The 14,984-nt window shown below is 73.8% G+C and carries 13 protein-coding genes; 8 read left to right on the top strand and 5 right to left on the bottom strand.

Annotation, left to right across the window (positions count from 1 at the left end):
• Window positions 1-24 precede the first annotated feature (24 nt).
• Window positions 25-2,562 carry a reprolysin-like metallopeptidase gene (locus E4623_RS12270; RefSeq protein WP_245155049.1) on the bottom strand — a complete coding sequence of 846 codons (2,538 nt, stop codon included), beginning with the start codon at window positions 2,560-2,562 and terminating at the stop codon, window positions 25-27.
• A 213-nt stretch (window positions 2,563-2,775) separates the two neighbouring features.
• Between E4623_RS12270 and E4623_RS12265 the strand changes: the two genes are divergently transcribed.
• A complete protein-coding gene (locus E4623_RS12265; protein WP_134767124.1) occupies window positions 2,776-3,510 on the top strand; it encodes a dihydrofolate reductase family protein in 735 nt (244 codons plus the stop codon).
• Entirely contained in the window at window positions 3,507-4,466 is a 960-nt protein-coding gene (locus tag E4623_RS12260) for a dihydropteroate synthase (RefSeq protein WP_134766809.1), read from the top strand. The genes E4623_RS12265 and E4623_RS12260 overlap by 4 nt, the downstream gene beginning before the upstream one ends.
• Before the next feature lie 8 nt (window positions 4,467-4,474).
• Here E4623_RS12260 and E4623_RS12255 read toward each other — a convergent pair whose 3' ends face one another.
• The 4 genes from E4623_RS12255 to rfbA all read right to left on the bottom strand — a co-directional run bounded on the left by E4623_RS12255 (window position 4,475) and on the right by rfbA (window position 8,563).
• Window positions 4,475-5,398 (bottom strand): alpha/beta hydrolase, encoded by a 924-nt coding sequence (locus tag E4623_RS12255; protein ID WP_134766808.1) that lies wholly within the window; start codon window positions 5,396-5,398, stop codon window positions 4,475-4,477.
• Window positions 5,399-5,506: 108 nt separating this feature from the next.
• The gene (locus E4623_RS12250; RefSeq protein ID WP_245155048.1) at window positions 5,507-6,352 is read right to left on the bottom strand and encodes an N-acetylmuramoyl-L-alanine amidase; all 846 of its coding nucleotides are present in this window, start codon (window positions 6,350-6,352) and stop codon (window positions 5,507-5,509) included.
• Window positions 6,353-6,359: 7 nt separating this feature from the next.
• Entirely contained in the window at window positions 6,360-7,364 is a 1,005-nt protein-coding gene (gene galE, locus E4623_RS12245; protein ID WP_134766807.1) for a UDP-glucose 4-epimerase GalE, read from the bottom strand.
• 320 nt (window positions 7,365-7,684) lie between these two features.
• Window positions 7,685-8,563, bottom strand: coding sequence for a glucose-1-phosphate thymidylyltransferase RfbA (gene rfbA / locus E4623_RS12240; RefSeq protein ID WP_134766806.1), 879 nt, complete (start codon window positions 8,561-8,563; stop codon window positions 7,685-7,687).
• Between the two features lie 285 nt (window positions 8,564-8,848).
• Here rfbA and E4623_RS12235 point away from each other — a divergent pair, with 285 nt between their 5' ends.
• From E4623_RS12235 to E4623_RS12210, 6 genes are all read left to right on the top strand, one after another.
• Entirely contained in the window at window positions 8,849-10,312 is a 1,464-nt protein-coding gene (locus E4623_RS12235) for a sugar transferase (RefSeq protein ID WP_134766805.1), read from the top strand.
• Window positions 10,313-10,348: 36 nt separating this feature from the next.
• Window positions 10,349-11,329, top strand: a complete 981-nt coding sequence (gene gmd / locus E4623_RS12230; protein ID WP_134766804.1) for a GDP-mannose 4,6-dehydratase — start codon at window positions 10,349-10,351, stop codon at window positions 11,327-11,329.
• Complete coding sequence (locus tag E4623_RS12225) at window positions 11,326-12,297, top strand: GDP-mannose 4,6-dehydratase (protein ID WP_209020646.1); 972 nt, start codon at window positions 11,326-11,328, stop codon at window positions 12,295-12,297. Before gmd ends, E4623_RS12225 begins: the two co-directional genes overlap by 4 nt.
• A gap of 217 nt (window positions 12,298-12,514) precedes the next feature.
• On the top strand, window positions 12,515-13,858 hold the full coding sequence (locus E4623_RS12220) for an MFS transporter (RefSeq protein ID WP_134766802.1): 1,344 nt from the start codon (window positions 12,515-12,517) through the stop codon (window positions 13,856-13,858).
• Window positions 13,855-14,466, top strand: coding sequence for a hypothetical protein (locus tag E4623_RS12215; RefSeq protein ID WP_209020645.1), 612 nt, complete (start codon window positions 13,855-13,857; stop codon window positions 14,464-14,466). The genes E4623_RS12220 and E4623_RS12215 overlap by 4 nt, the downstream gene beginning before the upstream one ends.
• Before the next feature lie 258 nt (window positions 14,467-14,724).
• Window positions 14,725-14,922, top strand: coding sequence for a hypothetical protein (locus tag E4623_RS12210; RefSeq protein ID WP_134766801.1), 198 nt, complete (start codon window positions 14,725-14,727; stop codon window positions 14,920-14,922).
• Window positions 14,923-14,984: the final 62 nt, after the last annotated feature.

Below are 14,984 nucleotides of genomic sequence, written 5' to 3'. Positions count from 1 at the left end.
CTCCGGCCTCGGCCGGCGGGTGGATCAGCGGATCTTGAAGTCCGCCTTGCTGACGGCGTAGAAGCCGCCCTTGAGCGAGGTCACGACGATCCGCGCCTTCTTCGACCGCACGCCCTTCGGCAGCTGGACGACCTGCTTGCCGTCGTTGGCCGTCGCCCTGGCGAGGGTGCGCGACCAGGTCTTCCCGCCGTTGGTCGACAGGTAGATCGTCACCTTCTTGGTGAGCTTGCGGGTGCCGTTGACCTTCCACCTCACGGGGATGGTCGTGCCCTTCTTCGCGACGTAGCTCTTCTTCGCCTGCGAGGTCACGAGGAACGGGCCGGCCTTCTTGACGACCTGCACCACGACGTTGCGGTAGGCGACGCCACCGCGGCCGTCACGCACGGTGACCCGGAAGTGCATCGCGCCCTTCTGCTTGCCCGGGGTGCCCTGGTAGGCGGCCGTCGGCAGGAACTCCGAGTAGCACTCGACCAGCGCCGGGTCGAGCGGCACGTTCGGGCCGTCGTCCGGCGGCGGCGGCGGAGCCACCGGGCAGCGCCCGGTGCGGGCGTTGGTGTTGCCCGACAGCACCTGCGCCAGGTCCGGGAAGGACCGCGACGGCGCGCCGGTGGCGAGGTTGATGCCCGGCGAGGGCGACTCGAGCGAGTCGGCGTCGCTGACGTCGGCGGCGGTGCCGAAGACCCGGAACAGCGGTCCGTGGGTCTTCTTGTTGGACGGCAGCGCGGTGCCGTCGAGCCCGCGGGCGTCGTCGGTCTGCTCCCACAGGTAGGTGAGCGGGTCGCCGTCGGCGTCCTTGGCCTTGCCGGTGAGGATGAACGGCGTGCGGGTCGGCACCTTGCGCACGACCGTGACCGAGGTGACCTCCGGTGCGCGGTCGCTCGTGGTCACCGCCGTCGTGCCGTCGTTGTCGGCGGCGCCGCCCTTGGCGGTCTCGCCCACGAAGCCGGAGACCCCGGCGCTGCCGCCGACGACCGTGATCGCGTCGACGTCGGCGTGCGGACCGGGCTCGTCGGGGGCACCGGTCGGGGCGAAGATCACCTGGAAACCGGTCGACGTCACGTCGGTGAGCGGCGCGGGGTAGTCGGTGTAGCTGCCGTAGGGGTCGTAGCCCCAGCCGGCGACGGTGACGTCCTGGCCGGTGAGCGTCGCCATCTTGGCCTCGATCGCGGCCCGGTCGTCGTCCGCGTCGACCTCGACGGTGTCGCCGTCGAAGCCGAGGGTGACCGTGGAGCCGGGGGCCCCGAAGCCGCGCAGCGAGACGGTCTGCACCTCGACGGTGTCGGGCAGGTCGGCGCCGGTGTAGGCGTTGACCTCGTCGAGGGTGCGGGCCGAGAAGTACGGGTCGGTGTGGTCCTGCAGGTTGTCCTGGCGGCAGATGCCGGCGTAGGCCATCACCGAGGAGCCCGAGCCGGGCTCGACCGAGGTGGTGTCGTTGCGGTTGCCTCCGGAGCAGCTGCGGTAGACGCCGTTGAAGGTGTGGTTGCCGGCGAACTGGTGACCGATCTCGTGGGCGACGTAGTCGATCGCGAAGAAGTCACCCTTGGGCTCCGGCAGGCCGGTGCAGCCGCCACCCTTGTAGTCGGCGCCGACGACGCCGAGGTAGGCCACGCCGCCACCGTTCACGCCGAGCGCGATGTGGCCGACGTCGTAGTTGCTGGCGCCGACGACCTGGCCGAGCACGAGCCGGTTGCGGGCGAGGGTCTCGCCGCTGCAGAAGTCGAGGTCGCCGAACTGGTCCGCGGGGGCGTCGTCGGGGTAGATGACGGTGCGGAAGCACGGCTCCGCGCCGCACGGGCCGTTGGCCCCGGTGGCCTCGGCGGTGGTGTCGAAGTTGAGGTCGTCGGTCTCGTTGATCAGCTGCAGCGTGATCGCGAGGTCCTGCTTGTAGATCTGGTTGACCCGGTTGATCAGCGTGGCCTTCTCGGCGAGCACGTTGTCGGTGCCGAAGTACGCGGCGTAGGACGGGTCGGAGGTCAGGGCGAGCCGGTAGCGCTTCTCGACGACCGCGGCACCGGCGCGGCCCGAGGCGCCGCCGCCCGTGCGGGTCGCGGCGCGCCGGATCTCCGGGGCCTCCCGCTCGGCGAACTGCTCCTCGGGGCTGGTGGTGTCGTTGCCGTAGAAGGCGAGGTGCTGGGTGGTGCCGCGCCGGTCGTAGGCCGGGTCGACGTACCAGGTGCCCTGGCCCTGAGGACCGCGGACGGCGGCGTGCAGGCCCATCGGCGTCACGTCGAGCGCGACGGTGTGGCCGGGCCGGCTGACCGAGCGGCCGGAGTAGGTGGCGATCTCGGGGTGGGCCTCGGCGAGCCGCGGAGCGAGCACCTGGGTGCGCTGGACCGAGAACTTCTCGGTGCCTCCGGTCGGCGTCGGCAGGGCGAAGACGAGGCCGCCGCCGTCGCCCTCGGCCGGGGCGTCGGCGAGGTCGGCCCGGACCTTGCCCAGGTCGACTCGGACGGCGGAGTACTGCTTGGGCTCCACCCGGATCTTGTCGCCGGTCGGCCGGAAGCCGTCGAGCGGACGGTAGGCCGGATCGGGTGGTGGGGCGGCGGACGACGATCCTGACACTGCGGGGACCATCGCCGCAGCGATGACGAGGGCAGTGGCAGCCGCGAGACGTGACGGACGCATGTGGTGGTGAGCTCCTCCCAGCCGGGCAGGCGTACCCGGGCTCCCTGCACCCTAGGGGCGGGCGCCGACAGCGGCCAGTGCCTCGCGCAGGAGATCTCCGGCGGGTGGGTCGGGTCGCAGGGGCCTGCCACTAGATTCCACCGGGTGCAGATGATCCTGGGCCCGACCTCGGGCGACCTCGACGACGACGCCGTGGCCGCGGCCTACCCGTGGCCCGCGGAGGGCCCCTGGGTGCGGGCGATGATGGTGACCACCCTCGACGGCGCCGCGGCCGGGCCCGACGGCACCAGCGACTCGATCTCCTCCAGCGTCGACAAGGCCGTCTTCGACGCCGTCCGGCGCTTCGCGGACGCCGTGGTGGTCGGCGCCGGCACCATCCGCGCCGAGGGGTACGGCGCCATGCGCGCCAAGCCCGCCGACGTCGCGCGCCGTACCGCCGCCGGCCAGGCCGCCGCCCCGGTCGTCGTGGTCGTCAGCGGGTCGCTCGACCTGCCGTGGGACTCGGAGCTGTTCACCGCGTCCACCGAGCGGCCGATCGTGGTCGCCGGGGCCGGGGCGACCGCCGCGGCGCGGGCCGCGGCGGCCGCCCACTGCGACCTCGTGGTCGCCCCGGACGAGCGGGTGGGTCCGGGGTTCGTCGTCGACACGCTCGTCGCGCGCGGCCTGCGGCGCATCGTGTGCGAGGGCGGTCCGAGCCTGCTCGAGCGGTTCGTGGCCGACGGCCGGCTCGACGAGGCCGACATCACCGTCTCCCCCGCCTTCGCGGGCCTCACCGAGCGCCCCGGGAGCGCCCGGGACGTGGTGCGCCACTTCGAGCTGGCCCACGTCATCCACGCCGAGGGATTCCTGATGAACCGCTACCTGGCCCCCGGGAGCGGCCGGTGATCCGCCTCGCCGACCTCGCCCGGCTGGCCGCCGAGCACGCCGAGGACCTCGCTGCGCTCGACCGCCCGATCGCGCCGCTGGAGGTCGCCGGCCGCAGCTTCGACACCGACGCCCGCCCGGCCGTGATGGGGGTGGTGAACCTGTCGCGCGACTCCACCTACCGCGAGAGCGTCGTGACGTCGTACGACTCCGCGCTGCGGCGCGCCCGCGTGCTGGTCGCGCAGGGCGCCGACTTCGTCGACCTCGGCGCCGAGTCGAGCAACGCGACGTCGGCACGGGTCGACGCCGCCGAGCAGGCCGCGCGGCTCACCCCGCTCATCCGCGAGCTCGCCGCCGAGGGCGTGCTGGTCTCGATCGAGAGCTACGAGCCGGCCGCGGTCCGGGCCGGCCTCGAGGCGGGGGCGCGCATCGTCAACCTGACCGGCTCGGCCCACGACGCGGCCATGTTCGACCTCGCGGCCGCGCACGGGGCCGCCGTCGTGCTGTGCCACGTGCTCGGCCCGCACGCGCGGGCCCTCGACCCGGCCGCGGACGGCTCGTCCGCGCCCGACCCGCTGGCCGACCCGCTGGCCGACCCGCTGGCCGACCCGCTGGCCGACCCGCTGGCCGGCATGCTCGACGGGTTCGCGCGCCGGATCGACGACGCCCGCGCCCGCGGTGTCACCGCGCTCACCGTCGACCCCGGGGCCGGGTTCGGCTTCTCGCTCGGTGACCAGCGCGCCCGGGTGCGCCACCAGGCCCGGATGCTCGTGCAGTCGTTCCGGCTGCGGAGCCTCGGCGTCCCGGTCTGCCACTCGGTGCCGCACTCCTTCGAGCTCTTCGAGGAGCAGTTCCGCACGGCGGAGGGCTTCTTCACCGTGCTGGCCCACCTCGGCGGCACCGGCGTCTACCGCACCCACGAGGTGCCGCACGTCGTCGCTGTGCTGGGAGCCCTCGACGCCCTGTCCGTCGACTGACCCGGCGCTCAGCGGCGCAGGAGCCGCCCGACCCGGACGACGACGTCGTCGAGCGCGGCGGCGGCCGCCGGACTCATCGGCCCCATGTCGATGAACCCGTGCACGAGCCCGTCGTAGCGGACCGCCTCGACCGGCACGCCGGCCCGCTCGAGGAGTGCGGCGTACGCCTCCCCCTCGTCGCGCAGCGGGTCGTACTCGACGGTGACGACGAGCGCCGGAGCGAGAGCGCCGTCCACCGCGGCGACGTCGGCCAGCAGCGGCGAGTGCCGGGGGTCGGCCCGGTCGACGTCGTGACCGAGGTAGTGGCCACCGAACCAGCCCATCGTGGCCAGGTCGAGGAAGTAGCCCTCGGCGTTCTCGGTGCGCGAGGGGAAGTCGCCGGTCATGTGGGTGGCCGGGTAGAGGAGCACCTGGGCGTCGACCTTGCTGCCGAGCGTGAGGGCGGCGACGGCGGCGAGGTTGCCGCCGGCGGAGTCGCCGCCGACCGCGAGGACGTCACCTCCGCCGAGGTCGCCGCGGTGCTCGTCGGCCCACCGGACGGCGGCCAGGGCGTCGTCCACCGCCGCCGGGAAGCGCGCCTCGGGCGCGAGCCGGTAGTCGATCGCGAGCACCACGACGGAGGCGCCCGCGCACAGTCGCCGGCAGGTCTGGTCGTGGGTGTCGAGGTCGCCGATCACGAAGCCGCCGCCGTGCAGGTAGACCAGCGTCGGGAGCGGCCCGTCGTCGACCGGCCGGTAGAGCCGCGCCGGCCGCCCGGCGACCTCCAGCTCGACCACGCTGCCGACCGGCACCCGGGTCTCCGGCGTCACGAGGTCGACCGTCATCGCCCGCATCGCCCGTCGCGCCTGGTCCGGCGTCCCCTCCGACATCGGCGGGTACGGCGCGGCGTCGACCAGCTGCAGCAGGGTGGCGATCCCGGGGTCCAGAGGCATGCCGCGACTGTAGCCACGCAAGCCCTCCGCCCGGCACGCCCTGGCGTCGGGGCACGACCGCACGAGAGGTCGAGGAAGGCGCCCCGGCTCTTGTCCCGGGACCGGGCGTCAGCGCAGGTTGCGGACGACGGCGGCCGCGAGCGCGTCGGCGTACCGGGCCCGGCCGGCGGGGCGGGTCATGACGGGTGCGTCGGCGGAGGAGCGCATGTTGCCGAGCTCGACCATCACGGTCGGCACGTCGGAGAGGTTGAGGCTGCCGAGGTCGCGGCGGACGTCGAGCCCGTCGCCGCCGGCGACGTACGTCGCGTACGGGAAGCCCGAGCGGCGCAGCGAGCGGCGCAGGTCGAGGGCCAGCCGTCGCGAGGGCCGCACGATGTCGTCGGTCCAGGGCGGCCGGTCGGGCGGGCGGATCACGTGGAACCCGTGCGCGCCGGCGGTGTACGAGCCGTCGGCGTGGATGCTCAGCTTGAGGTCGGCGTCGATGCGGTTCCCGGCCCGTCCCCGGACGTCGACGCAGGGGCCCCAGCGACGCTCGGAGTTCGTCGTCCGGGTCAGGACGACACGGGCACCGAGCCGCTCGAGCCGTCGGGCGAGCAGCCGCGAGACCTGCCAGGTGAACGTCGCCTCGGGGTAGCCGGCGTCCGTCGCGGTGCCGGTGGTGTTGCACGGCTTGGTGAAGCCGCCGGCCGGGACCGGGCGTGAGACCTGCTCGGGGAAGTTCCGGTTGCCGAGCTGGTGGCCGGGGTCGAGCACGACCACCCGGCCCCGCAGCGGGCGGGCGTCGGACCCCGCGGCCGGCGCCGGTGACGGGGCCGGCGACGACGGCGGCGAGGACGAGGACGACTGCGACGTCGCCGGACGCGCGTCCTCGGAGGTGCCGGCGGGGTCGCCGCCGCAGCCCGCGACGACCAGCGACAGCGCGAGCGCCGCCGCGGCCGAGGGTCCCAGCCTCACGACGGGCTCACTCGTAGCCCAGGATCTCCTGGCGCTTCTCGCCCCAGGCGAGCGCCGACGCGATGGCGTCGTCGAGGGTGAGCTCGGTGCGCCAGTCGAGCAGGGCGGCGGCGCGGTCGACGCCGGCGAAGGCACCGGCGACGTCGCCGGGGCGGGGCCCGGCCTCGGTCACGGGCACCTCGGAGCCGAAGACCCGCTCGAAGGAGCCGACGAGCTCGCGCACGGTGACGCCCGCGCCGGTGCCGACGTTGATGACGGTCGACGTCGTCCCGACCTGCACCAGGACGTCGTCGAAGCGCTCCACGGCACGCACGTGCGCGCGGGCGAGGTCCCAGACGTGGACGTAGTCGCGGATGCCCGTGCCGTCGCTGGTCGGCCACCCGGTGCCGGTGATGGTGAACGACGGCTTCTGGCCGCGCGCGGCGAGCACCAGCTGGCCGAGCACGTGCGACGGCTCCTTGGCGTAGATGCCGGACTCGAGGTCGGGGTCGGATCCGATCGGGTTGAAGTAGCGCAGGACGACCGCGCGCAGGTCGGTGGCGACCGTGAGGTCGGCGAGGACCTCCTCGATCATCCGCTTGGTGCGGGCGTACGGGGAGCCGGGCTCGAGGGCGTCGTCCTCGGTGACCTCGAAGCCCTCCTTGGTGGCGTAGAGGCTCGCGGAGGAGGAGAAGAGCACGCGGTTCAGGCCGAGCGCGGCGAGCTCGTCGAAGAGCTCCAGCGACTTGGCGACGTTGTCGCGGTAGTACTCGTAGGGCTTCTCGACCGACTCCGGCACGACGATGCGCGCGGCCATGTGGATGGTGGCGTGCAGGTCGGGGTGCTCCTCGGCGATCCGGCGCAGGAGGGCACGGTCGGCGATGTCGCCCTCGTAGAAGATCCGGTCACGGACGAAGGCCTGCGGGCCGCTGAGCAACGAGTCGAGGATGACCGGCGTGTGGCCGGCCTCCTCGAGGGCCTTGGCGGTGATCGAACCGATGTAGCCGGCACCGCCGGTCACGAGAACCTTCATGACGCGACCCTAACCGTCGTCCGGCAGGGGTCGTGCTCGGGCCGCGGCTCCGACGACCTCCCTCACGTCGTCGGCACCGCGGCCCCGCACGTCCTTCGATCCGGAGCGCCCGCGGTCCGATGGGGGTCGGTCGCGGGCGTCGATGGACGCCCCCATGGCGTCCGTCCGATTTTCCGGGGGGGCACTGCGTCAAGAGTGGCGTCCGGGGACCCCGTCCGGCATCGGCTCCCAGGGCCGTCCGCCCTAGTCACGAGTGACTAGGCCGACCAGCCGAACAGTCATCGGAGCGGCAGCCGGGCCCCGGGAGGCCGGCCGCGAGGTCAGCCCGGCCCGGTCTGCTCGTCGAGCAGGTCGAGCAGGTAGGCCCCGTAGCCGCTCTTGACCAGGCCCTCGGCGAGGGCGGCGAGCTGGGTGTCGTCGATGAGCCCCATCCGCCAGGCGACCTCCTCGGGCGCGCCGACCTTGGTGCCCTGCCGCGCCTCCACGGCGCGCACGAAGTTGCTGGCGTCGTTGAGGTCGTCGAAGGTCCCGGTGTCGAGCCAGGCCGACCCGCGCGGCAGCACCTCGACCTGGAGCCGGCCCTCCTCGAGGTAGAGCCGGTTGAGGTCGGTGATCTCGAGCTCGCCACGCTCCGAGGGCCGCAGGCCCTTGGCCTTCTCCACGACGTCCGTGCCGTAGAAGTACAGGCCCGGCACGGCGTACCGGCTGCGCGGGGCGACCGGCTTCTCCTCCAGCGAGATCGCCCGGCCGGCGGCGTCGAACTCCACGACGCCGTACGCCGTGGGGTCGGCGACGCGGTAGCCGAAGACGGCCGCGCCGTCGAGGTCGGCGAACCGGCGCAGCCGGGTGCCGAGCCCGGCGCCGTGGAAGATGTTGTCGCCGAGGACCAGGCCCACCGGCTCGCCCCCGATGTGGCCCTCACCGATGAGGAACGCCTGGGCCAGGCCGTCGGGCGAGGGCTGGACGGCGTACGAGATCGAGATCCCGAACCGGGAGCCGTCGCCGAGGAGGCGGACGAACTGCTCGGCCTCGTGCGGCGTGGTGATCACCAGCACGTCGGTGATGCCCGCGAGCATCAGCGTCGACAGCGGGTAGTGGATCATCGGCTTGTCGTAGACCGGCATCAGCTGCTTGCTCACCGCGTGGGTGATGGGGTGCAGCCGGCTTCCGGTCCCGCCGGCCAGGATGATGCCGCGCATGGTGCTCCTCGTCTCGTGACCGCGACCGCGACGTGGCTCGTCGGGTCGTGGGGACCCAGCATGCCCGACGCGGCGGGGTGACCCCCGTCGCCCGGGCCGTGCCGCGCATACCCACAAGACGTGAAAAAATCCGGCGGTTGCCGGTGGCGGACCTAGCGTCGTCCCTGTCCACGGGGGGCGACAACGGCTCCAGGCACTCGGGGCCCACAGGCACGACGACGGCGACGTCGTCGCCTCCTCCGGCGCGCTCGCAGCACGAGCGCCACACGTCGAGGGGGAACGAGCATGTCGCTGCTGATGCACCGCGTGCGCGGCGAGTCACGCCTGCGCGTCCCGCTGCCGTCGCGGACCCTGCAGTACCTCCCGGCGACCGCGTTCGCCCTCGACGCCGTGCTCGTCGTCCTGGCCACGCTGGCCGCCGTCGTCGGCCGCGAGCGGTGGCACGTGCTGTCCTCCGGGGCCGAGCTCACCGAGCGGATGGGCTACGCGGGTCCGCTGCTCGGCGCCGGCTGGCTGGCCGCCATCTGGCTCGCCGGGGGCTACGCGCCCAGCCTCTTCGACGCCGGCACCGACGAGTTCCGCCGCGTCGCCCGCGCCACGTTCGCCACGGCGGCCGCGGTCGGCATCGGCGCGTTCCTCCTCAAGTTCCCGCTCTCGCGCGGCTTCTTCGTGCTCGCCTTCGGCATCGGCATCCCGGCGCTGCTGTGCGGGCGCCTCGCGCTGCGCCGCGCGGTGCAGCGGGCCCGCAAGCGCGGCGCCCTCTCGCACAGCGTGCTGATCGCCGGGCTCCCCGGCCCGATCGACGAGGTCGCCACCGTGCTGAGCCGCGAGTCCGGGCTCGGCTACCGCGTGGTCGGCGCGCTGACGCCGACCGTCTCGGTCACCGACACCGCGTACGGCGTCCCGGTGCTCGGCCTGTGCACCGACGTCGTCGAGCAGGTCCGGCTCTCCGGCGCCGACGTCGTGTTCTTCGCCAGCGGAGGCGTGTCGTCGTCGGTCGAGATGCGCCGGCTCGCCTGGGACCTCGAGCGCGAGAGCGTCCAGGTGATCGTCGCCCCGAGCGTGTCCGACGTCTCCGGCGAGCGGGTCCACGTGCGACCCGTCGGCGGTCTCCCGCTCATCCACATCGACCCGACCGGCACCATCGACGCCGTCCGCTGGGGCAAGCGACTCTTCGACGTCCTCGGCTCGGCGGCGCTGATCCTCGCGCTGTCCCCGGTCTTCGTCTTCGCGGCCCTGCGCATCTGGGCGCACGACGGCGGTCCGGTGCTGTTCCGCCAGGTCCGGATCGGCCGCGACGGCGAGGAGTTCCCCTGCCTCAAGCTGCGCACGATGGTGGTCGACGCCGAGGCGCACCTGGCCCGGCTGCACGCCGAGACCGGGTACGCCGAGGGGCTGTTCAAGATGGCGGGCGACCCGCGGGTCACCCGGCCGGGCGCCTTCCTGCGCCGGTTCTCCATCGACGAGCTGCCGCAGCTGTTCAACGTCCTGCGCGGCGAGATGAGCCTGGTCGGACCGCGACCGCCGCTGCCCACCGAGGTCGCGACGTACGACGACATCACGTCGCGCCGGCTCAACGTGCGCCCCGGCATGACGGGACTGTGGCAGGTCTCGGGCCGCTCCGACCTCGCCTGGAGCGAGGCCGTCCGCCTCGACCTGTTCTACGTCGACAACTGGTCGATGTTCCGGGACCTCTCGATCCTGATGAAGACCTTCGGCGCCGTCGTCGGCTCCCGCGGGGCGTACTAGGAGCCCCGGGCGCGGCCACCCTGTCAGGATGAGCGCATGCCGAGCGCGCTCATCACCGGGATCACCGGCCAGGACGGCCTGTACCTCGCCGAGCTCCTCGTCGCCAAGGGGTACGACGTCCACGGGCTGATCCGGGGCCAGAACAACCCCAAGCTCGACCTGGTGCGGCAGCTGCTCCCGACGGTCACGCTGCACAACGGCGACCTGACCGACATGTCGAGCCTGATCCGTGCGCTGCGCGACTCCGACCCCGACGAGGTCTACAACCTGGGTGCCGTCTCGTTCGTCGCCTACTCGTGGGAGCAGGCGGCGCTCACGACCGACGTCACCGCCAAGGGCGTGCTGACGCTGCTGGAGTCGTTGCGGCTGCACACCGGCGACGACCCGAGCCGGGTGCGGTTCTACCAGGCGTCGAGCTCGGAGATGTTCGGGAAGGTGCAGGAGGTCCCGCAGCACGAGCGGACCCTGCTCTGGCCCCGCTCGCCGTACGGCGTCGCGAAGGTCTACGGGCACTACATGACGCTCAACTACCGCGAGTCCTACGGCATGCACGCCTCGTCGGGCATCCTGTTCAACCACGAGTCGCCGCGGCGCGGACCCGAGTTCGTGACCCGCAAGGTCTCCCAGGCGGTGGCCCGGATCCACCTCGGGCTGCAGGAGGAGGTCGTGATGGGCAACCTCGACGCGCAGCGCGACTGGGGCTTCGCCGGCGACTACGTCGAGGCGATGTGGCTGATGCTGCAGCAGCCGGCCGGCGACGACTACGTGATCGCGACCGGCGAGACCCACTCGGTGCGCGAGTTCGTGCAGGCGGCGTTCGCCCACGTCGGCATCGACGACTGGGAGCGGCACGTGCGCCACGACCCCCGCTTCATGCGGCCGGCGGAGGTCGACCAGCTGGTCGGCGACGCGAGCAAGGCCCGCGAGGTGCTCGGGTGGAAGCCGCGCGTCGGGTTCGACGAGCTGGTCCGGATGATGGTCGACGCCGACATCGAGGCCGCCCGGTCGGGGTGGTGAAGGAGGTGACGACCGCCTTCATCACCGGTGTCGGCGGCCAGGACGGCGGCTACCTGGCCGAGCTGCTCCTCGCCCGAGGGGTCGAGGTGCACGCCCTGGTCCTCGAGGGCGAGTCGACGCCCGACGTCCCGGGGGCGGTGCGGACCCACGTCGGCGACGTCGCCGACGTCGCCGGCACCCGCGCCCTGCTGCTCGACCTCGCGCCGGACCGGGTCTTCAACCTGGCCGCGATCAGCTCGGTCGCGCAGTCGTGGTCGGAGCCGGACCGCACCGCGCTCGTCAACGGCACCGCCGCGGTCGGGCTGCTCGAGTCGGCGTACCGGGTCGCGGAGCGCACCGGCCGGCAGGTCCGCTTCGTGCAGGCCTCGAGCGCGGAGGTCTTCGGGCAGCCGCCGTCCTCGCCGCAGGACGAGTCGACGCCGGTGCGGCCGATCAACCCGTACGGCGCCGCGAAGGCCTACGCCCACCTGATGGTCGCGGTCTACCGCGGCCGCGGGCTGCACGCCTCGAGCCTGGTGCTCTACAACCACGAGTCGCCGCGTCGTCCGGCCGGCTTCGTGACCCGCAAGATCACCCGGACCGTCGCCGCCATCGCCACCGGCGCGGACGACGCCCCCGCCCGTCTCGTGCTCGGCAACCTCGACGCCCGCCGCGACTGGGGATGGGCCCCCGACTACGTCGCCGCGCTCGCAGCGGCCGCCGACGCGCCGCACGGCGACGACTACGTCGTGGCCACCGGGGTCGCGCACTCGGTCCGCGACTTCGTGGCCGCCGCGTTCGCCCGCGCCGGCGTCAGCGACTGGGAGGGCCTCGTCGAGGTCGACCCCGCGCTGGTCCGTCCCGCCGACGCCACCGAGCTCGTCGGCGACGCGTCCAAGGCCCGGACGACACTCGACTGGACCCCCACCGTCGACTTCGCCGGCGTCGTCGGGCGGATGGTCGACGCGGACCTGGCCCTGCTGCGCTGACGGCGGCGGGCCGGACCGGGGCGGGGTTTCCCCGGTCGACCGGGGAAACCTGAACCTGGGGGGCGGGATCCCGGCCCCCAGGTTCAGGTTTCGGCCGCCCGGTCCCCGGACCCGGGGAGCGCGCGGCGTCGGCCGCGAGGTCCCGAGCGCGACGAACGCCGCCAGCACGACCGTCCCGACCGGCGGGGGTCCGGACCCGTCCTGCCAGGATGTCGGCGTGCGTCGTGCCGTGGCTCTTCTGCTCGCCGTGACCGTGGCCCTGGTGCTCGCGGACTCGGCGATCGTCACGCTCGCCCTGCCCGACATCCTCGCCGAGCTCGACGCGACCGTCGGACAGGTCGCGTGGGTGTTGATCTCGTTCAACCTGGTGCTCGGCCTCGGCGTCGTGCCGACGGCGAGGGCGCTGTCCCGGGCCCAGCCCCGTCTCTACGGGGCGGTCGGGATCGCGGTCTTCGCCGGCGCGTCCGCGTGGTGCGCGGTCGCGGACTCGATCGAGGTGCTGATCATCGCCCGGTGCGTGCAGGCGATCGGCGGCGCGCTGGCGCTGGTCGGGTGCCTGGAGCTGATGGTCGCGGAGTCGGGCGAACGCCGCGGGGTCGCGGCCTGGGTCACCGCCGGTGTCGTCGGCACGGCCGCCGGGCCGTTCGCGGGTGGGCTGCTCACGCAGGCGATCTCGTGGCAGGCGATCTTCGTGGTGCAGGTGCCGTTCGCGGTCCTCGCGGTACCGGCAGCCCTGGCGGTGCGCGCGGCACCGACCCACACCCCCGACCGGCACCGGCCGGCGTTCCGGCCGAACCTGACGCTGGCCCTGCTGTCCGCCGCGCTGACCGCGGCGCTGTTCCTCCTGGTGCTGCTCCTGGTCGAGGGCTGGCGGCACTCCCCCGCCACGGCGGCGGTGACCGTGTCGGTCGTCCCGGTCGCGGCGCTGCTCGCGCGCCCGCTCGCCCGGCTGACGCGCCCCTCGCCCGAGGTCGAGGTGGCGGTCGGATCGTTCTTGATCGCCGGCGGCCTGGTCGGCCTGGCGATCCCGCCCTCGGCGCACCTCGCCTGGACCATCGCCCCGCAGGCCCTCGTCGGGCTCGGCCTCGGCCTCACCGTCGACCGGCTCACCGCGCAGGCCATGGAGATGCGGCTGCCCCGGGCCCGGCACGCAGCCTGGACGATCGGCGCCCGGCACGTCGGCGTCGTGGTGGGCCTCGCGATCCTCACGCCGGTCTTCACGACCGACCTCCAGGACGCCCAGGTCCCGGCGCAGGAGGCGATCGTGGCGCTGGTGATCGACGCACCGTTGCCGGCGCAGGACAAGATCGAGCTCGCCCGGGCGCTCGGCGACGAGCTGGAGGGCGAGGAGGGCCAGGTGCCCGACCTGAGCGGCGCCTTCGCGAGCCTGGACGTCGCCCCCGAGGACCGCCCCGCCAAGGCCGCGCTCGAGCGGGCGCTCGACGTCCAGCTCGAGAGCGCCGCGACGTTCGCGTTCCGCGACTCCTTCCTCATCGGCGCCGGTCTCGCGCTCGCCGCCCTGCTCGCCGCGGCCGTCCCGCGCCGACGGAGGACGTCGTGACCGGCGCCCTGCGCCGGGCGAGCATGCCCGCGGTCGCTCTCGTCCTCGTCGCCGGCGTGATCGGCACCCAGCTCGCCAACGGCGGCGGGACGTTCGAGCCCCTGAGGACCGCCGACCCGTGCGTGGCCCGGGACGTGACCTCGCAGTCCGACGGCATCGAGGGGCTCACCGAGCGGCTGGTGCTGCTCGGCATCGACGGGGCCGCCTGCCGGCTCGACGTCAGCCGCGAGGCACTCACGCTCGACCTGGGCCAGGGCGGCGATCCCACCGACGCACAGGTCGACGCGCTCCGTGAGGGCCTCAAGGCCGCCGTCGCCCGGATGGAGGACGACGGCACGCTGCCACCGTCCTCCGAGCTGGTCGACGAGGCACTGGACTCCGCCGACCTCAACGGATTCCTCGAGGCCGCGATCCGGGCCCTGCCGGACTCGATCGTCGACGGCGCCCTGAAGACCGACGACGTGCTGGTCCGGGCCATCGACGACCTCGACCTGCGCGAGCTGCTGGCCAACCTCGACAGCCAGGACGCGCTCAACGACCAGCTCCAGCCGGCCATCGTGGACGCCGTCAAGGACTCCTTGGCCGACCGCCTGCGCGACCTGGTCTGACGGCAGGGGCGGACAGCCCCCGGGACGACGCCGCTCCACCCGACCCGGGGGGCGGGTTTGCCGCACGGACCGTCGGGCAGTGACCGGGACATGTCACCTCGTCACGCCGCCCTGCGCGTCGCGCTCCCCGTGCCCCTCCTGCTCGCTGCGTTGTCAGGCGCCGCCGCCGGTGCCCCGGACCCAGGGTCCGCCCGCGGACCCGGCCACGGTGTCGACCGCTGCGTGTCGGCGGCCGAGTACAAAAAGGTGCGCCGGGGCATGACGATCGCGCGCGTCGAGAAGGTCGTCGGGTTCGACGGCCGCTTCGACGACCGGGTGGCGGTGTCCCAGGACTACGTCATCGAGAAGCGCCACTACCGGCTGTGCGCCACCAGGTCGCGCGTGGCGGAGATCGGGTTCGTCAGCGTGCAGGGCGGCCCGTTCAAGGTGACCCGGAAGGTCAAGGTCCGGCGCTGAGCCCGGGCCGCGTCCCGCAGGTGCGGGCGGGCGCGCCGCAGCCGCAGCCACAGCCACACCCA

This window comes from Nocardioides sp. 1609, assembly GCF_004522105.1.
In the GTDB taxonomy this organism is placed as follows: Bacteria; Actinomycetota; Actinomycetes; order Propionibacteriales; family Nocardioidaceae; genus Nocardioides.
This window is presented reverse-complemented; position numbering and strand designations above follow the sequence as displayed.